This is a genomic window from Halorientalis marina (genome assembly GCF_023028345.1).
In the GTDB taxonomy this organism is placed as follows: domain Archaea; phylum Halobacteriota; class Halobacteria; order Halobacteriales; family Haloarculaceae; genus Halorientalis; species Halorientalis marina.
The window spans coordinates 1,031,297-1,047,667 of record NZ_CP095487.1; the positions used below are offsets into that span (position 1 = coordinate 1,031,297).

Below are 16,371 nucleotides of genomic sequence, written 5' to 3' on the forward strand. Positions count from 1 at the left end.
CTACCGCGGTTCGTGGCTGACGACGTACCGGGCGTTCTCACCGTCGTCGACCGTCTCGACGGCCGTCGCGTCGTAGAAACGGATCGACCGCTCCTGCTTGGTCACGACCGGGAAATCGTAGTGTTCGGCGTCGTAGCCTGGGGGGTCGTCGTCGGCGCGGCGCCGGGCGACGAACTCGCGGTGTGCGTCGAGGCGGGCGTCGACGCGCTCCCGTGCCAGCCGGGGCACGTCCGCGACGAGGTCGTCGAAGGCCGCCCGGAACTCGGGGTCGCGCTCGTAGCCGACGGAGTCGCGGGCGGCGACCATCGCCGCCAGCGTCGTCGTGCCGGTCCCCCAGAACGGGTCGAGGACGGTGTCGCCGTACGTCGAGAACATCGCGATCAGGCGGAAGGGAATCTCCGTGGGGAAGGCCCCGGAGCGCCCGCGCGTGCCCTGGTCGGCGTCGAGGCGCTGGTCCTCGCCGGGGACCTCCCAGAGGTCGGAGAACCAGTCGTTGCGCTCCTCCCAGAAGTACGCGGCGGCGTAGCGGTCGTCGTCACCCGGCGGGAACTCCCGGCGGGTCCCGTTGCGGAAGACCAGGACGTGCTCGTGTTCGAGCGTCGGGTAGGCGTTGGGCGGGACCATCCCCGAGCCCATGAATTTGCTCGGGCTGTTGGTGGGTTTCCGCCAGAGGATATCCGGCAGCGAGCGCAGGCCCCGCTCGCGGAGGCGGCTCGTGATCTCGGCGTGGTTCGGAAAGAGGCGGAACTCCCCGCCGACCGAGCGGGTGGCGTCGCCGACGTTGATGCAGGCGATACCGCCGGGGACGAGGACGCGCTCGACCTCCGCCCAGACGGCATCGAGCACGTCGTGCATCCGCTGGAAGGCGCGCCGTCCGTCGCCTGCGTCGAGGGCCTCGCCGATGGCGGGGTCGAGCGCGGCGAAGGTCTCGTCCCACATCTCGACCAGCGGGTAGGGCGGCGAGGTGACGACGAGGTCGACCGAGTCGTCGGCCAGGGCGTCCATCGACCGGGCGTCGCCGACGACGACCCGATGCTCGGTCTCCATGCCCGTCCCCACGAGCGGCCGCCTTTCGACTCTTGTGGTCCGCCGGTTGGGACGCGGCCCGGCGGCGGACGGACGCGCCGCTGGTCGGGGGCGGCGTCGAAAGAAAGCGGCCGACTCAGGCCATCGGGAGGTCCTGCTCGGCTTCGAGCAGTTCGTGGTACCGATTACGAATGGTGACCTCGCTGATGTCGGCGACTTCGGAGACGGCGGCCTGCGTGGTCTTCTCGTTGGTCAGCAGTGCGGCGGCGTAGACGGCGGCGGCCGCGAGCCCGACCGGCGACTTGCCGCTGTGGACGCCCTGTTCCTTGGCGTTCTGGAGGAGCTGGCGGGCGCGGTGTTCGGCCTCGTCGGAGAGGCCGAGGGAGGAGGCAAAGCGCGGGACGTAGCTCTCGGGGTCCGCGGGCTTGACCTCCAGGCCGAGTTCCCGGATGACGTAGCGGTAGGTCCGGGCGATCTCCGACTTCTCGACGCGGGAAACGTCGGTGATCTCGTCGAGGCTCCGCGGGACGCCGGCCTGTCGCGCGGCGGCGTACACGGACGCCGTCGCGACGCCTTCGATGGACCGGCCGGGCAGGAGGTCCTCGTCGAGTGCGCGGCGGTAGATGACCGAGGCCGTCTCGCGGACGTTCTCGGGGAGGCCGAGCGCGGAGGCCATGCGGTCGATCTCGCCCAGCGCCTGCTTGAGGTTGCGCTCCTTGGAGTCGCGGGTGCGGAACCGCTCGTTCCACTTCCGGAGGCGCTGCATCTTCTGGCGCTGACGACTGCCCAGCGAGTTGCCGTAGGCGTCCTGGTCGCGCCAGTCGATGTTGGTCGACAGCCCCTTGTCGTGCATCATGTTGGTGGTCGGGGCGCCGACGCGGGACTTCTCGTCTTTCTCGCTGGCGTCGAACGCGCGCCACTCCGGCCCGCGGTCGATCTCGCCCTCTTCGACGACGAGGCCGCAGTCGTCACAGACGGTCTCGCCGTGTTCGTCGTCCATCACCAGGTTGCCGCCACATTCGGGACAGTCGACCTGTTCCGATTCGTGTTCCTGCTCCTGTTCCGTCTCCGATTCCGTCGTGCGCGCTCGCGCTCTCGTGTTCTCGCTCATACTGGGAAGGCGAACCCTATCCGGGCAGGCGTTCCTGAAAAATCCCGGACGATTGTAGGTAAAAAAGTAATCGACCGAAAACCATTTAAATCTTTCGACAACCTCGTCAGTCGGAGTCGTACACGGGTCAGACAGCCCGTTTCGGGATCGTGCGTGGGGGACTATATATAGTGTGGTGCGATGACAACTCACAAGGTCGCGCGGCCGCGGGGTTCGGGTATGCGTGTCGTCGTCGGGAGCGGGAACCCGGTGAAAGTGGCCGCGACCGAGCGGGCGGTGGCCGAGCGACTCGAGGCCACGGTCGAGGGCGAGAGCGTCGACCCGGGCGTGGCAGAACAGCCCCGCGGGCGAGCGGCGACGGTCACCGGCGCTCGGAACCGCGCCGCGGCGGCCCACGAGACCGGCGGTGACCTCGGCGTCGGCATCGAGGGCGGCGTCACGGAGTTCCCACAGCGCGGCGCCGTCCGCAACCCCGCGGTCGAGGAGCCGGCGGAACGCGAGGCCGTGACCGGACTCTTCCTGATCATGTGGGCCGCCGCGACCGACGGCGACGCCTGGGGTGTCGGCGGCGGTCCGAGCATCCGCCTCCCCGACGCCGTCGCCGCCCGAATCCGTGACGGAGCGGAACTCGGTCCCGTGCTCGACGACCTGCTCGACACCGACGGCGTGGGTCGCGAGCAGGGCGCTGCGGGCGTGTTCACCGGCGGCATCGTCGACCGCGAGTCGGCGCTGACTCACGCCGTCGCGGGCGCGCTCGGTCCGTTCGTGACCGACCGCTACTGACTCCCCACCGGTGCCCGAAGCCCTCGCTCAGTCCGTCTCCACGGCGGCCTCGATCTCCTCGGCCTCCGCGCTCTCGCTCTCCTCGACGGCCGTCGTGAGCGAGACGTTCAGCAGGGCCATCGAGCCGAGGCCGCCGAGGATGGTGACGACGTTCTTGACGGCGTGGTCGACGACCGCCGCCGCGAGCGCGGTCGCCACCGAGATCGGCGTGAACGCCACCACGAGTAGCGTGAACGCCCCCTCGTACAGCCCGATCCCGCCCGGCGAGAGCGGCAGGATCTTGGCAAGGTTCCCGACGCTCACCGCGAAGAAGCCGACGGTCACGAGCGTCGCCGTCCCCAGCCCCACGTCGAAGGCCGCGAGGACGATTACGGCCGTCGCGACGTCGAGCGACCAGATCAGCAGCGAACTCAGCCCGACCGAGGCGAACGCCCGCCGGTCGCTCGCGACGGTCTGGACGTCGCCCACGAACTGTTCGACGATGCCCGCAACGTAGTCGGCGTAGGAGTCCGACGACAGTCGCGCGACGGCCGCTCGCACGTAGTTGCGGTCGCTCCGCGCGCTCAGGACGATGCCGACGACCGCGACGATGGCGGCGAGGCCCACGCCCGCGGCGACGACCAGCGCGGTCCGACCGCTGCTGACGAAGTCCGACTCCGCACCGGTCGGGGTCGGCAGTTCCGCCCCGGACAGCGAGCCGGTCGCCGCGAACCCGACCAGCACCGTCCCCGCCAGTACCGTGATGGTCAGCAGGTCGAACACGCGCTCGACCGCCAGCGACGCGAACCCCGACGGGTAGGGGATCGACCGTCGTGCCTTGATGACGTAGGCCCGCACCGCGTCGCCGGCCCGCGCCGGGAAGACGAGGTTGCCGGTCTGACTGATGAATATCGCCCCCGTCAGGAAGCCGACACGCTCGGTGTATCCCAGGCGTTCGAGGATGTCCCGGTAGCGCAGGCCCCGGAGCGGCCACGAGAGGAGGTAGACGAGCGCCGCCGCGACCAGCAGCTCCGGACTGCGAGACCAGGCGCCGGCCATCTGCTCGATCACCGTCGACGGGTCGAGGTAGACGGTCATCAGTGCCAGCGCCAGGACGACGAGCAGGGTGCTTGCGGTCAGGCTCACCCGCCGGGTGATACGGGGGCTGACCGAGAGCTGCCACCAGGTTCGGACGATCTGGCTCCCCATGCCGAACACGTCCCGGACGAGGTCGACCTTCGAGTCGCCCTTCGGCGTCCACTCGACCGGGAACTCCTCGACGCGGTAGCCGGCCTGCTGGGCCCGCACGAGGACCTCCGTGTCCCAGAACCAGTGCTCGTCCTCCACGTCGTCGAGGATCGTAAAGAGGGCCTCGCGGTCGAACGACTTGAACCCGCACTGGTGATCGAGCAGGTCCGACCGGAGGAGCAGGCGGACCAGCCCGTTGAACCCCCGGCTCGGGATGCCGCGTTTCGCCGGGCGGTCGGCCTCCCGTCCGGGCACCCAGCGGGAGCCGGTCGCCACGTCGGCCTCGCCCATTCGGACGCGTTCGACCAACTCCTCCAGGTGTTTCATGTCCGTCGCCAGGTCGGTGTCGAAGTAGACGAGTGTCCCGCCGTCGGCGGCGCGGAAGGCCCGTTCGAGCGCGCCGCCCCGTCCCAGTCGCTCGTCGCTGTGGAAGTGCCGGACTCGGTCGTCCTCCTCGGCCATCCGGGTCGCGATTTCCGGCGTGCGGTCCTCGCAGCCGTCCTCGGCGACGATGACCTCGAAGCTCCCGGCCGGCAGGAAGGAAGCGAGCGTCTCCAGGGTGACCGCGACGGTCTCCTCGATGGTGTCCGCCTCGTTGTAGGCGGGCAACACCACGCTCACCTCGACACCCTGGCTCATTGCACCGTAGTACCTTCAGCGGACAAAAGTACCTTCTGTTCCGTGGGGACCCGCCGCCGGCGTCGGCCGGTCTCCCGCCGATTCACGCCGCTTATGTGTTCGACTGCGGATAGCTCCGGGCGGATGCAGTCCCGCGAGTCCCTCCCCGACCCCGTACTCGTCGCCGGGCTCCTCGCCAACCTCGCCCCGTTCGCGCTCTTCCGGCGGGCACTGCCGGACCTCGCCGCGGAACCGTTCGACAACATCTGGATCGCGGAGTTCACGGCCGCCATCGTCGACGGCGCGCCGCTGACCGTCGCCCCCGACCCGTGGTTCCGGTACGTCCCACAGGTGCTCGTGCTCCGGGCCGTCTCCGTCGTCGAGCCCGTCGACGCCGCCGATGCACTCGCCGCCAACGCCGCGTACACGGTTCTCTGCGAGGCCGTCCTGACGCCGCTCGCGCTCTACTGGTTCGTCTCGACCGTCTACGCCCGGCGGGAGGGGCTCGCGGCCCTCTTCGCGGCCGCACTCTTTCGTTTCCTCGTCGTCCCCGGCGGGCCGCTGGTGGGACTCGATATGTACACGCTCGTCTGGTACTACACGCACCACTGGCAGTACGCCTTCGCGATGCCGTGGATACTGGTCTCGTTCGCCGCGGTCGTCCGCGCGGTCCGGGCCGACTCCGGCCACGCCGTGACGCTGTTCGGTCGCCAGGTCGGTCGCCGCCGCTTCTATCTCGCCCTCGCCGGTGGTACCCTCGGCGTCGCCGGGAGCATCCAGCTCGTCCAGGCCGGTCTCGCCGCGTACGTCCTCGCGCTCGCGCTCCTCTGGTCCCGCGAGTGGCAACCCCTCGGCGCCGTCGCGGCGGTATCGATGCTCGTCGCCCTTCCCAACGCCGTCGTCTGGTCACGGTACCCCGGCCGCTGGCTCTCACAGGGCGTCGACAAGTCCGCCGCCGGTGCCCGGTCGCTCCCACCTGAGGCTATCGCGCTCGTCGTCTTCCTGCTGGCCGGCGGACTGGTCTTCGCGGCGACGGTCCTGCCCGCGACGGACGGGGCCGCCGACGGCCACCACCTGGTCCTCGCGTGGACGGCCGCCTCGGCCGGCCTGGTCCTGTGTTTCAGCACACTCGGCGCGGTCTGGTACAACTACCACGCGGTCTACTCGCTGAAGTACGTCGTCCTCGCGTGGGCGGCCATCACGGTCGTGCCCGCGACCGGCGAGGACGGGGTCGCCACGGTCCCGGTCCCGGGTGGCTAATACTTCGGTCCCGTTCCCCCAGCGTCGGAATCGGCGCCAGGCTTTTTCAACGTCCGCGTCGCCGGTTCGAATATGAACGAGGCGTTCGTTCAGTTGGTCTGTCCCGACTGCCGGAAGGACTGGGAAGCGAAGCCGATGGACCTCCCCGCGCCCGACGCCGCGTTCGCGTGTCCCGACTGCGAGGCCGAGCGGCCGGTCGCCGAGTTCATGCGCACCGACCGCGACCTCGAAGTGCTCAAGGAGTTCGAGGCGGTCTAGTCCGCGCCCTCGGGCGACTGCGCGGTGGCGAACGTCCCGAGGTCGACCTCCTCGGTCGCGACCTCCGTGACCGACTCGTAGGGACGGTCGACGACGATGTCGCCGGCGGTCCGCTGCCCGACGCCCGGAATCGCCGTGAGTTCGTCCATCGACGCCGCGTTCACGTCCAGCGGGTAGGGCACACCCGACACCGAGCGGTAGCCGTGGCCGGTGACGGCCACGTCGACCGTCCGCCCGAGGGCGCGCTCGCCCGGGAGCCCGACGAGCAGGGGGTAGGTCCCCAGCTGTCGGCCGAAGGTCTTGCCGTCCTGGTGATACTCCAGGTGGACGTCGGGCAGGACGGTTCCGGGCGGTGCGAGCCGCTTGAGCATCGGGTTGTCGATGGTCTCCCGGATGTCGCGCTTGTAGGGCTTGAACTGGTCTTTGTGCTCCTTGGCGATGTCCGCGCCCGTCTCGGACATGTCCGTGCCGGCGAAGGCCATCACCTGCCGGATGTTCACCCGCCGGAGCATCAACCCCTCGTCGTAGACCCGCTGCAGGAACCGCTTGTTGTGCTCGTAGGTCTCGGGCCGCTCGCCCATCAGCCCGTGGACGAGGTTGATCCCCGGGAGGAGCTTGGGGAGGCGGCGGGCCGCGCCGTCGCCGTGGTTGGGGGCCGTATCTCTATCGCCGCCCGGCCGCCACCCCGCCTCCTCGTTGACGATCTTCACCGCGCGGAAACACTCCTCGGCGGAGACGTTGAGGTTGTTCTCCTCCTGGACGACGGGGTCGGCGGACTCCAGTCCGAACGCGGCGGTGTCGCCGGGCGTGTTGTGTTCCGCGATGACCCGGATACCCTCCCGGGACAGCTCCGGCCACTCGACGATGGTGATGGGGTTCATGTTGTCGAGGTGGAGCGTCTCCAGGTCCGGCGCGACCGCCCGAATCCCGCCGTACAGCTCCCGGAGGGCCTCGGGGTTGGGCTTCTCGCCGTCGCCGCCGTAGGCCAGGATGTCGGCCTGTCGGCCCAGCCGGAAGTGGCGTGCGCCCCGCTCGGAGAGGGCCGCGACCTCGTCGACGACCGTCTCGGTCGGGCGGAACGAGGGGTCGCCGTACAGCGGTTCCGTGCAAAAGGAACAGCGGTACGGACAGCCCCGGGAGGTCTCCAGCTCGCAGATGAGGTAGTCCGGGTGGTTGGGGTGCTGTTCGATGACGAACGCGCCCGCTCGCGCCCAGCGGGCGATCTCCTCGTTGTCGCGCATCCGGTCGGAAAAGCCCTCCATGCCGCCGTGGACGAGGTCGTAGGCCGCGGCCTCGATGTCGCCCTTGGCGACGAAGTCGTAGTCGAGGTCGTCGCGCTCGGTGTCCTGTGCGCCGGCGTTCTCGTCGCCCACGCCGAAGCGGACGGGGCCGCCCATCAGGGTCGTCCCCTCGGCGGTCCAGGCCAGTTCGCGCACCTCGTCGGGTTCGGCGGGCGTCCCCCCGACGTAGCTGCCGGGGACGGTCATCCCGCCGACGTAGATCATGAGGTCCGCGGACTCCACGTCGCGCCACCGCTCGCGGTCGTCGCGGAGGGCGTCGATGGTGTGGTAGGTGATCGCATCCTCGGGGACGCCCGCGTCGACGAGCGCCCCGGCGGTGTAGCGCGGGTACGTCGAGACGTAGGGTGGGACGCCGAAGTGGGCCGGCTCGTCGACGTAGCCGTCCACGATGGTCACGTCCAGGTCCGCCGGGTCGGTCATGCCCGGCTGTTGACGCCCCAGGAGTAAAACGCGTGCGATGCGGTCCCCGGCGGCGCGCTCAGACGTAGATGTGCCCCTCGCGCTCGTCGTAGGGGCGGTCCGGCTCGAAGTCCGCGTTCGCGGCCCGGTGAGTCGCCAGCGCGGCCACCACGCTGTCGATGGCGTCACCGCCCGCGTCGTCGACCAGGCGGCCCCGCAGCCCCTCGGCGTACTCGATGGCCGTCTCGGCTTCGAGCCCGTCGACGATCGCCCGGCGGCGGTCCCGTGCCCGGCCGCCGGAATCCTTGTACGCCTCGGCGGGGAGGTCGAGGCCCGCGAGGGTCGCCGCCGGGTAGACCTCGCAGAGCCGGGTCTGTTCGTCGGGATCGTGGTCGCTCGCCGGCGGCCCCATCGGCTCGACGGCCACGTCCGGGGCGCGGGCGAGCGGCGCGAGCACGTCCCGGATCCCGTGGAAGGTCTGCTTGTAGACGTACTGGGCGTAGGGACACATGGCTCCGACGGGGCCGTCGGTTTCGCGGGGCAGATTCGTCCGGTCGCCGCCCGTGACCGACTCGGCGCGGTCCTTGCACTCGCGCTGGAAGCCGTCGGCGTCGTGTGCGACCGTCGTCACCCACTCGACGGCGCCGGCCCAGTCCTCGCGGTCGTGGAGGTCGGCGGGGACGCCGAAGGGGAAATCGAGCCCGGCGACGGTCGCGTCGCGCAGGAACTCGACGAGGCGGCCGAGACAGGGGGCGCGGTCGGCGACGCCGAACCGCTCGGCGGCCGACTGGCACGACTCGATCCGGAGGCGGTCGCCGTCGGCCGCCGCCGTCGCGATCCAGATCCCGTGGCCGGCGTCGCTGGCCCCCGAGAAGTCGATCCCGTGCCGGGTCGCTGTCATGACATCGACTGTGGGGGCCCACGGCAAAAAGCCGGGGCATTGATGACTCTGGGACGCCTACGCTCTGGTATGCCAAAGACGCTCGAAGTGAAGTGTACGAGCGCCGACTGTGAACTCGATATGTTCGAGCTTCACTACACGTACGACATGCCGGACAGCGTGGGGGTGGCCGACTTCGACTGCCCGTACTGCGGCGAGGGGGACGGACTGGAAGAGATCGAGCTATGATCCGGGAACTCGGCCGGACGCTGACCGACACCGTGATGGAGACCGTCGGCCGCGCGGCCAGCCGCGTCCAGGAGCGGCGCCCGCTCCCGGTCGACCTGCTCGAAAGCGACGAGGCCTACCTCGCGGTGTTCGACGCGCCCGGCGCGACCAGCAGCGACGTCCAGGTCCGCTTCGACGAGAACCGCGTCGAGGTCCGACTCGACCGCTTCCGCGACTTCTACGACGGCTTCGAGATGCGCTTGCCCGGCCGCGGCCTCTCGCTCGACGGCCACGTCACCCTCCCGCCGGACGCCAAGGTCGACGCCCGCGAGGCGGCCGCGACGCTCAAACGGAACGGTACGCTCCACGTCCGCGTCCCCAAAACCGAGGACGCGACCGCGTCCGTCGGCGAGGAGACGGTCGAGACCGACGTGGAATCCGACGACGCCGACGACCACGAAGCGGACGAGACTGAAGCCGAGGACGCCCACGACGATTCCGAAGCCGACGACGGCACCGACGAGACCGACGACGAGTAATCACTCGACGGTCATCCCTTCGACCACCGCGAACTCCTCGTCACCGTCGAACCGCGCCGGGTCGAACGCTCGCAGGACGTCGTCGCTCTCCTTCTCCCGCTCACCCGCTATCTCGTCGGCGACGCGCTCGCCCAGCGCCGGCGCGCGCATGAAGCCGTGGCCGTGCCAGCCGACGGCGACGAACAGCCCGGGCGCTACCGCCCCGACGAGCGGGTCGCGGTCCGGCGTCGCCGTACAGAGGCCGGCCCACGAGTCGGTCACGTCCGTCGGCCCGTCGGCCGAAAGCGCCGCGTCGAGGCGCGCCAGCGCGTCGCTTCGGAAGTCCTCGTCTGCCGTCCGGTCCCAGTCGTCTGGGTCGGCGGCCCGCTCCTCCGTGCCGTCGCCGACGAGGAAACCCCCCGCCTTCGCCCGGCAGTAGAACCCCCGCGTCGCGTCGTACAGTGTCGGCGTCGTCTCGGCCGCGCTCGACGGCGCTGTCACGAGCGCCTGCACGCGGTACGGCTTGACCTGAATCGCGACGCCCGCGTCGGCCAGCACCGGCTTCGTGTGGGCGCCCGCCGCGACGAGGACGGCGTCGAACCGCTCGCGACCCGCTGGCGTCACGACCGTCGCGCCCGGTCCCGAATCGCCCCTCGCTGACTCCGTCCCTGCGGGCGTTGCGTCCACCGCGACCTCGGTTCCCGTCCGGAGAGTCGCGCCCGCGGCGCTGGCCCGCTCGGCGACGACCGCCGCGTACTCCGCGGGGTCGGCACAGAGCGCGTCCCGGGCGACGGCGGCCACGGCCACGTCGTCCGTTTCGAGGCCGGGAAACTCGGCGGCGAGCGCGTCCGGGTCGAGAAGAGTCACGTCACGGTCGTTGTCCCGCATCCGCGGGACCTGCTTACGGATGGCCCGCTCCCGCTTCTCGTCACCCTCACGAGCGAGCCAGACGTATGGCCGGTCGGTAACCGAGAAGCGCGTCTCGGCCGCGAGGTCGCGGAACCGTTCGAGCGCACGCGCGGCGACGGCGGCGTCCAGCCGGTCGGCGAACGCGTCGTAACAGATGCCGGCGGCGCGGCCGGTGCTCCCGGCACCGACCGCGTCGCGCTCGAACAGCGTCACGTCGTGGCCGTCCGCCGCGAGGGCGGCCGCGGCCGTCACGCCGACCGCGCCGGCGCCGACGACCCCGACGCGTTTCACGTCTCCCATCGCTGTCGATTACGGCCCGGGCGGGGAAACGCTATCGGCTCACTCCCGGTCGGGTTCGAGTTCCGGCTCGGGGACCAGTTCCCCCTCGGCCCGCCGTTCCCGCAGTTCTTCGATCAGCGAGTCGAAGTCCGACCGCTTCTCGCCGAACGTCGCGCCGGCGAGCGCGCCGACGCCGGCGCCGGTACTCGCCGCGCTCCGGCTGAACAGTCCCCCCAGCGCCGCGCCGACCGCCGCGCCGATTGCCGCGTACTTCGCCCGATTCACAGCGCGTTTCAGTCGTTTTCGCATACCATTGTTCTCGGTCATCGAACGTATAAAACTACTCGCCGCCGTCGGGATTGCGACGCCGGGCTGACCGTCCGGGACCGCCCGCACCCGGACGGCTACGTCGGGAGGTCGGCGTCGGGGTCGACCACGCGGTCCACTTCGGGCGGCATCTCCCAGTCGGTCGCCAGTTCGAGCAACTGGACGAGGATGCGGGCGGTCGCCCCCCAGACGGTGTAGCCGTCGACGCGGAAGAAGTGCAGGCGGATGTCGCCGTAGTGGGGGTGGTCCCGGCGCTCGGACTCGTAGTTGTCGAGGTCGGTCAGGTCGTCGACGGCGAGGACGGCGATCTCGGCCACCTCGCGCTCGTCGGGCGTGTACTCCCGGTCGGGAATCCGTGCCAGGAACGGCCGGACGGAGTAGCTCGTGATCGTCCGGATGTCGTCGAGGCGGCCGACGATCTCGGCCTCGTCGGGGTCGAGGCCGATCTCCTCGTTGGCCTCCCGGAGCGCCGTCGCCGTCCGGTCGGCGTCGCTCGGCTCGCGGCCGCCGCCGGGGAAGCTCATCTGCCCCGGGTGTTCGCCGAGGTGGTCCGCACGCTTGGTGAAAAGCAGGTGGTAGCCGTCGTCGCGGGTGACGACCGGCGCGAGGACCGCGGCCTCCCGCTCCTCGTCGGTCACCGACGCGGCGCCGAACGCGGCCACCCGCTCGAAGTCCATACCCCGACAGAGGGGCTCCGTGTTCTTAATTCGTCCGGGGTCGACCGACGGCTCACGAGAGCGCGTCGTCCAGCCGGTCCCGCGCCGTCGACAGCTCTACCGGCGCCGCCCAGGCCTCCAGTTCGTAGCTCACGTCCAGCAACGCCGTCATCCGCTCGACGTCGCCGGCTGCGACCGCCCGTGCCGTATCCGCCCGAAACCGCTCCTCGGCGGCTTCCCCGACCCGCTCGCGGTCGACGTGGCGTCCACTGACGTCCATGATGTGCGGGAGGTCAGTGGCGTGCTCGGGCAGTTCCGGGAACGCGACCGGACCCGGTACGAGCAGCGACTCCTCGTCGGTTTGCTCGCCGTTGCCCTCGCTTTCGCCGCCTTCGGTCGGCCGCTCGACCGCGACGAGGTAGTACTCCGCGACGGCGGCGTCGATGGCGTCGGCGAAGTCCGCCGGCTCGCGGTCCGCGCCGTCGCGGAAGGCGAGTTCGACGAGCGCCTCCCCGAGTTCGGCCCGCGTCAGCCCCCCGAAGAGGTCGACGATGCCGGCCAGTTCGTCCCCGCTGGGGTCCATGGCGGAATCGGCGGTCCGCTCGCCCTTGAGGTTTCGGGGACTCCTCTGCCGCCGCCGGCGCTCGAACGGGGAGCTTTTTCCGCCCCAGTCCTTACGTCGGGTCGATGGAATACGTCCAGGAGCGCGTGGCGACGCTCCATGCCTTCTCGGATCGGGTCCCGGACGCGCCGACCGACAGCGCGGCGGTCGTCGTCCCGCTCACCGAGCGGGAACACGCCAGCCTCGCCGCCGAACGGGTGTTCACGACGCTCGAACGGATCGACCCCGCGCGGGTCGTCGTCGCGCTTCGGGCCAGCCCCGACCGCGTCTCGACGGTCGCTCGCTGGCTCGACTCCTTCGAGCTCTCGCCCGACGTGCTGTGGTGTAACGCCCCCGAGGTGCGCGAGGAACTCGGCGCGGCCGGGCTGAACGGTCCCGCCGGGAAGGGCCGGGACGTGTGGCTCGCGCTCGGCGTCGCCGCCAGCGAGGAGTACGTCGTCGTCCACGACGCCGACACGAAGACCTACTCGCGGGCCCACGTCCCGCGCCTGCTTTTCCCACTCGCGCAGGGCTACGACTTCTCGAAGGGCTACTACGCCCGCGTCGAGAACGACCGTCTCTACGGCCGCCTGTTCCGGCTGTTCTACACGCCCCTGGTCCGGGCGCTCGACGAGCGCCACGACGAGCCGGTCGTCGATTACCTCGCCGCGTTCCGCTACGCGCTGGCCGGGGAGTTCGCCGCCACGAGCGACCTCGTCCGGCGCCTGCGCGCCCAGCGGGGCTGGGGCCTGGAGGTCGGGACGCTCGGCGACGCGTTCACCCATGCCGGGTTCGACGGGTCCGCCCAGGTCGACCTCGGCCAGCACGAACACGACCACCGCGCCGTTTCCGGCCCGCAGGGGCTCGGCGATATGTGTAGCGAGGTCGCGACAGCGCTCTTCCAGGTCGTCGACGACGCCGGCCTCTCGCTGGACTACGACGCGGTCCGCGAGCGCTACCGAGAGACGGCCGACCGCCTCGTTCGCCAGTACGGGACCGATGCGGCGTTCAACGGCCTCGATTTCGACGGGGCTGGCGAGCGCGACCAGGTAGCGACCTACGCCGACGCCATCGAACCGCCGGGCGAGGACACGCGCCTGCCGGCCTGGCGCGACACGACCCTCGACCCCGAAACCGTGGTGGCCGCTTCGGACCGCGCACTCGACGCGGCCGTCGACCGCTGACCCGTTCCCCCGCCGGTGGCACGGAGTTTTTAACGGTTCCCCTGTTACGGCCGCGTATGGAATCCGTCCGCAAGGGGCTTCGATCCGGGGCGATAGAGAAGGACACCTACGAACGCCTCAACTGCGCCGAGTGTGGGGAGGAACTCGACACGAAGAACGACCCCGACGAGATCGGGACTGTCCGGGTCTGTCCAGGCTGTGGCCGCGAGTGGAAGAAGGTGGGGTAGCTACTCGAAGACGGCGTCGAAGGCGCTGGCCCCCAGCGGCTCGAAGGTCCCCGCGTCCACGTTCTCCGCCACGTGTGTCGGTGTCCCCATCCCGACCAGCGACGCCGTCACCCCTGGCGCACTCCGCGCGAAGTTGATCGCCCGCTGCGCACGGGTCTCCCCGTCCAGTTTCGCCTCCACCTCGCCCGGTATCTCGGCCGCGAGCCGGCCCTGCATGATGGAGGCGCTCGTGAACACGTCCAGTCCGGCGTCGTTCGCGAACCAGAGCGCGCTCTGTGGCCCCTCCGCCCCCTCGTGGCTCTCGACGGTGAACGCGTCCGCCATGAAGACGTTGAACGGCAACTGGACCGCGCGAAAGCCCGTCGCCTCACGCCCGGCAGCGTCCGCGGCCGCCCGCGCCCGCCTGACGATTTCCGGCAGCGAGAGGTAGCTATCGTCGGCCTCGGGCACCCGAAACGACTCCCACGACGCGACCCCGTAGTGACGAACGTCCCCCGCCGCGACGCGCTTCTCCAGCCGCTCGAACGTCGCTTCGAGCTGGTCGTACACCTCGTCCCGCGACCGCTCTTCGAGTTGCGTTTCGGGATTGTGGACGTAGTAGCAGTCGATCGTGTCCAGGCCGAGGTTCTCCAGCGAGCGGTCCACCTGGTCGTCGATGTAGTCCGGCGCGATGCAGTGTTGCCCGTGCACGAGGTCGTCGGCGTCGACGATGCCGGTGTCGAGATACTCTTCGCGGACGTACTGTCCCGGATCGTCGGGCCGGTCGCCGTCGAACGGGACGAACCCGCCTTTCGTCGCGACCATGACCGCCTCGCGGTCTGCGTCGGCATCCTCGATGGCCGCGCCGACGACGCGCTCGCTGCGCTGACAGCGGTAGTTGATGGCGGTGTCGACGACGTTGACCCCCGACTCGATGGCCTCGACGATGGCCTCGTGGTAGGCCTCGTCGGCCGCGTCGGTCGGGTCGCCGAGGTACGTGCCGAGGCCGATGCTCGATACGACGCAGTCGCCGAAACTCCGGAAGTAGGTGCGGGCGAACCGCTCGTGGTGGCGGTCCCGGTAGTTCCAGGTCGCCTCGCGTGTAGCCATGCGAGGGCGTTGGGTCGGCGGCGATAAAGGCGGGGCGGTTGCGGTGGCGAGCCCGGAGCGGGAGTGGTCACGCGGCGGTGGCAGTCGCGGAGTGGACGGCCGGGAGGGGTAGGGCAGGGCTGCTGTCGTTGAGTGGAGATAGGGGAGCGGCTACGAGCATCCGCGCGCCGGAGGCGCGCGGTTCGCGGAACTCGCGCGGGGCGCGAGTTCCGTAGTTTTTCCCCAAGTTTTTGGAAACGGGGGTGCCCGCAGCGGCGCGAAGCGCCACGAGGACACCCCCGTTTGTAAAAAGTGGGTGGCTCAGATATCACCGGACATCGCGGCGAAGAGCCGGTCGGTGAGTTCAGGGAGGGTAACGCCGGCGGAGGGGCCGATGCCCTCCATGTGTTCGATGGAGATCTGACCGCCACCCATCCGGGCGTGGCCGCCGGCCTCGGCCATGGGGATGTCCTCGACGGCGGCCCGCAGCGTTTTGCCCATGTGGACGCGGTCGTCACGCGACCGACCGGAGAGGTGGACGGTGCCGTCGTTGATGCCGGCGACGACGACGGCGGTGACGCCCTCCAGGCGGAGGAGTTCGTCGGCGGCCTGCGGGATGGCGTCGACGTTCGAAACCTCGCCGACGTTGGAGAAGGCGAAGGCGTTGCGGACGTCACGGTCGGTGATGGCACGGGCTTTTACCTCCAGCACTTCGGCGTCGACCTCGGGGTTTGCGATGCGGTCGAGCAGGTCCTCCTCGATGCCGTCGTAGAGGTAGGCGGCGGCCTGGAACTCGGCAGCCGAACAGCCTTTCGTCAGGTGTTTCGTGTCGGACTGGATGCCGTAGACGAGGCCGGTGGCGGTGTCGGCGTCGAGTTCCTCGGGGCCGGCCTCCGCGTCGGGGTCGGTCGTCTCCCAGCCGAGTTCCTCGCAGTACTCGGCGAGGATCGTCGCGCAGGCACCGTTGTCGGTTCGGACGTCGGTGAACTGTTGGCCGGTGCCGTCGCCGGGGTGGTGGTCGACGACGGCGATGGGGTCGACGGTGTCGGCGCCGGAGAAGCCGCGAGCGGTGTTGTGGTCCACCAAGATCACGTCGTCGGCAGCGAGTTCGGAGGCGTCCGAGATGCGGTCGAAATCGAGGTCGAGGACGGTCTCGAACGCGCGGTTCTCCTGGTGGCGGATTTGCCCGGCGTGCTGCATCGTGGCGTCGGTCCCGACGGATTCGGCGATGGTCTCGACGGCCATCGCACACGACATGGCGTCGGGGTCCGGGTTAGGGTGCATCAGAACTGCGACTTCCTCGCGGTCGGCGAGGAGCTGTTCGAACCGCTCGCCTTTGGCGGGGCGAAACCGGCGGATCAGCCAGGCGAGGGCGGCGAGGGCGACGATCAGGGCGACCACGACGAGGGCCGCTTGCAACGGGTCGGCCTCGACGAACGCCCGGAGGGCGTCGACGGGACCCGCCCCGTCGCTGCTTGCGGCCGCGAATGGCATATCTGCTTGTTGTCGCT

The 16,371-nt window shown here is 70.4% G+C and carries 18 protein-coding genes; 7 read left to right on the forward strand and 11 right to left on the reverse strand.

The features are described 5' to 3' along the window. Positions 1-1,047 (reverse strand): DNA-methyltransferase, encoded by a 1,047-nt coding sequence (locus MUG96_RS05240; RefSeq protein ID WP_246987151.1) that lies wholly within the window; start codon positions 1,045-1,047, stop codon positions 1-3. A gap of 115 nt (positions 1,048-1,162) precedes the next feature. Then, positions 1,163-2,137 carry a transcription initiation factor IIB gene (locus tag MUG96_RS05245; protein WP_246987153.1) on the reverse strand — a complete coding sequence of 325 codons (975 nt, stop codon included), beginning with the start codon at positions 2,135-2,137 and terminating at the stop codon, positions 1,163-1,165. A gap of 219 nt (positions 2,138-2,356) precedes the next feature. Between MUG96_RS05245 and MUG96_RS05250 the strand changes: the two genes are divergently transcribed. Beyond that, positions 2,357-2,920, forward strand: coding sequence for a DUF84 family protein (locus MUG96_RS05250; RefSeq protein ID WP_246987155.1), 564 nt, complete (start codon positions 2,357-2,359; stop codon positions 2,918-2,920). Positions 2,921-2,947: 27 nt separating this feature from the next. Here MUG96_RS05250 and MUG96_RS05255 read toward each other — a convergent pair whose 3' ends face one another. Beyond that, a complete protein-coding gene (locus MUG96_RS05255) occupies positions 2,948-4,786 on the reverse strand; it encodes a flippase-like domain-containing protein (RefSeq protein WP_246987157.1) in 1,839 nt (612 codons plus the stop codon). Positions 4,787-4,909: 123 nt separating this feature from the next. Between MUG96_RS05255 and MUG96_RS05260 the strand changes: the two genes are divergently transcribed. Continuing rightward, positions 4,910-6,025 (forward strand): hypothetical protein, encoded by a 1,116-nt coding sequence (locus MUG96_RS05260; RefSeq protein ID WP_246987159.1) that lies wholly within the window; start codon positions 4,910-4,912, stop codon positions 6,023-6,025. Positions 6,026-6,097: 72 nt separating this feature from the next. Next, entirely contained in the window at positions 6,098-6,283 is a 186-nt protein-coding gene (locus MUG96_RS05265) for a DUF7836 family putative zinc-binding protein (protein ID WP_246987161.1), read from the forward strand. Here MUG96_RS05265 and MUG96_RS05270 read toward each other — a convergent pair. Together MUG96_RS05270 and MUG96_RS05275 are read right to left on the reverse strand one after the other, a co-directional pair. Then, positions 6,280-8,004: a radical SAM protein gene (locus MUG96_RS05270; protein WP_246987163.1), complete on the reverse strand. Its 1,725-nt coding sequence runs from the start codon at positions 8,002-8,004 to the stop codon at positions 6,280-6,282. The two genes, MUG96_RS05265 and MUG96_RS05270, sit on opposite strands and share 4 nt — an antisense overlap. A 58-nt stretch (positions 8,005-8,062) precedes the next feature. Further along, positions 8,063-8,884: a DUF429 domain-containing protein gene (locus MUG96_RS05275; protein WP_246987164.1), complete on the reverse strand. Its 822-nt coding sequence runs from the start codon at positions 8,882-8,884 to the stop codon at positions 8,063-8,065. A 69-nt stretch (positions 8,885-8,953) separates the two neighbouring features. On the opposite strand from MUG96_RS05275, the gene MUG96_RS05280 reads away from it, so the two are divergent. Together MUG96_RS05280 and MUG96_RS05285 are read left to right on the forward strand one after the other, a co-directional pair. Next, entirely contained in the window at positions 8,954-9,112 is a 159-nt protein-coding gene (locus MUG96_RS05280) for a DUF7559 family protein (RefSeq protein WP_246987165.1), read from the forward strand. Next, positions 9,109-9,630, forward strand: coding sequence for an Hsp20/alpha crystallin family protein (locus MUG96_RS05285; RefSeq protein ID WP_246987166.1), 522 nt, complete (start codon positions 9,109-9,111; stop codon positions 9,628-9,630). The genes MUG96_RS05280 and MUG96_RS05285 overlap by 4 nt, the downstream gene beginning before the upstream one ends. Here the strand turns inward: MUG96_RS05285 and MUG96_RS05290 are convergent, their stop codons facing one another. The 4 genes from MUG96_RS05290 to MUG96_RS05305 form a co-directional block, all read right to left on the reverse strand. Then, positions 9,631-10,818: an NAD(P)/FAD-dependent oxidoreductase gene (locus MUG96_RS05290; RefSeq protein WP_246987167.1), complete on the reverse strand. Its 1,188-nt coding sequence runs from the start codon at positions 10,816-10,818 to the stop codon at positions 9,631-9,633. It abuts the gene before it with no gap. A 39-nt stretch (positions 10,819-10,857) separates the two neighbouring features. Next, positions 10,858-11,106 (reverse strand): YMGG-like glycine zipper-containing protein, encoded by a 249-nt coding sequence (locus MUG96_RS05295; RefSeq protein WP_246987168.1) that lies wholly within the window; start codon positions 11,104-11,106, stop codon positions 10,858-10,860. 95 nt (positions 11,107-11,201) lie between these two features. After that, positions 11,202-11,801 (reverse strand): NUDIX hydrolase, encoded by a 600-nt coding sequence (locus tag MUG96_RS05300; RefSeq protein ID WP_246987169.1) that lies wholly within the window; start codon positions 11,799-11,801, stop codon positions 11,202-11,204. Between the two features lie 52 nt (positions 11,802-11,853). Continuing rightward, positions 11,854-12,363: a DUF7109 family protein gene (locus tag MUG96_RS05305; protein ID WP_246987171.1), complete on the reverse strand. Its 510-nt coding sequence runs from the start codon at positions 12,361-12,363 to the stop codon at positions 11,854-11,856. Between the two features lie 104 nt (positions 12,364-12,467). Between MUG96_RS05305 and MUG96_RS05310 the strand changes: the two genes are divergently transcribed. Both MUG96_RS05310 and MUG96_RS05315 read left to right on the forward strand, forming a co-directional pair. Beyond that, positions 12,468-13,565, forward strand: coding sequence for a glycosyltransferase family protein (locus MUG96_RS05310; RefSeq protein WP_246987173.1), 1,098 nt, complete (start codon positions 12,468-12,470; stop codon positions 13,563-13,565). Positions 13,566-13,621: 56 nt separating this feature from the next. Beyond that, positions 13,622-13,792: an HVO_0758 family zinc finger protein gene (locus MUG96_RS05315; protein ID WP_246987175.1), complete on the forward strand. Its 171-nt coding sequence runs from the start codon at positions 13,622-13,624 to the stop codon at positions 13,790-13,792. On the opposite strand, the gene MUG96_RS05320 is transcribed toward MUG96_RS05315, so the two are convergent. Beyond that, positions 13,793-14,881, reverse strand: coding sequence for an aldo/keto reductase (locus tag MUG96_RS05320; protein WP_246987177.1), 1,089 nt, complete (start codon positions 14,879-14,881; stop codon positions 13,793-13,795). Between the two features lie 300 nt (positions 14,882-15,181). Next, entirely contained in the window at positions 15,182-16,354 is a 1,173-nt protein-coding gene (locus MUG96_RS05325; protein ID WP_246987179.1) for a DHH family phosphoesterase, read from the reverse strand. Positions 16,355-16,371: the final 17 nt, after the last annotated feature.

Bases quoted from the DNA above. Each gene is read 5' to 3' on its own strand.
- MUG96_RS05270 (WP_246987163.1), bottom strand. From the start codon at position 8,004: ATGACCGACCCGGCGGACCTGGACGTGACCATCGTGGACGGCTACGTC.
- MUG96_RS05320 (WP_246987177.1), bottom strand. From the start codon at position 14,881: ATGGCTACACGCGAGGCGACCTGGAACTACCGGGACCGCCACCACGAG.
- MUG96_RS05260 (WP_246987159.1), top strand. From the start codon at position 4,910: ATGCAGTCCCGCGAGTCCCTCCCCGACCCCGTACTCGTCGCCGGGCTC.
- MUG96_RS05265 (WP_246987161.1), top strand. From the start codon at position 6,098: ATGAACGAGGCGTTCGTTCAGTTGGTCTGTCCCGACTGCCGGAAGGAC.
- MUG96_RS05315 (WP_246987175.1), top strand. From the start codon at position 13,622: ATGGAATCCGTCCGCAAGGGGCTTCGATCCGGGGCGATAGAGAAGGAC.
- MUG96_RS05275 (WP_246987164.1), bottom strand. From the start codon at position 8,884: ATGACAGCGACCCGGCACGGGATCGACTTCTCGGGGGCCAGCGACGCC.
- MUG96_RS05295 (WP_246987168.1), bottom strand. From the start codon at position 11,106: ATGCGAAAACGACTGAAACGCGCTGTGAATCGGGCGAAGTACGCGGCA.
- MUG96_RS05285 (WP_246987166.1), top strand. From the start codon at position 9,109: ATGATCCGGGAACTCGGCCGGACGCTGACCGACACCGTGATGGAGACC.
- MUG96_RS05310 (WP_246987173.1), top strand. From the start codon at position 12,468: ATGGAATACGTCCAGGAGCGCGTGGCGACGCTCCATGCCTTCTCGGAT.
- MUG96_RS05255 (WP_246987157.1), bottom strand. From the start codon at position 4,786: ATGAGCCAGGGTGTCGAGGTGAGCGTGGTGTTGCCCGCCTACAACGAG.
- MUG96_RS05290 (WP_246987167.1), bottom strand. From the start codon at position 10,818: ATGGGAGACGTGAAACGCGTCGGGGTCGTCGGCGCCGGCGCGGTCGGC.
- MUG96_RS05325 (WP_246987179.1), bottom strand. From the start codon at position 16,354: ATGCCATTCGCGGCCGCAAGCAGCGACGGGGCGGGTCCCGTCGACGCC.
- MUG96_RS05250 (WP_246987155.1), top strand. From the start codon at position 2,357: ATGCGTGTCGTCGTCGGGAGCGGGAACCCGGTGAAAGTGGCCGCGACC.
- MUG96_RS05245 (WP_246987153.1), bottom strand. From the start codon at position 2,137: ATGAGCGAGAACACGAGAGCGCGAGCGCGCACGACGGAATCGGAGACG.
- MUG96_RS05300 (WP_246987169.1), bottom strand. From the start codon at position 11,801: ATGGACTTCGAGCGGGTGGCCGCGTTCGGCGCCGCGTCGGTGACCGAC.
- MUG96_RS05280 (WP_246987165.1), top strand. From the start codon at position 8,954: ATGCCAAAGACGCTCGAAGTGAAGTGTACGAGCGCCGACTGTGAACTC.
- MUG96_RS05305 (WP_246987171.1), bottom strand. From the start codon at position 12,363: ATGGACCCCAGCGGGGACGAACTGGCCGGCATCGTCGACCTCTTCGGG.
- MUG96_RS05240 (WP_246987151.1), bottom strand. From the start codon at position 1,047: ATGGAGACCGAGCATCGGGTCGTCGTCGGCGACGCCCGGTCGATGGAC.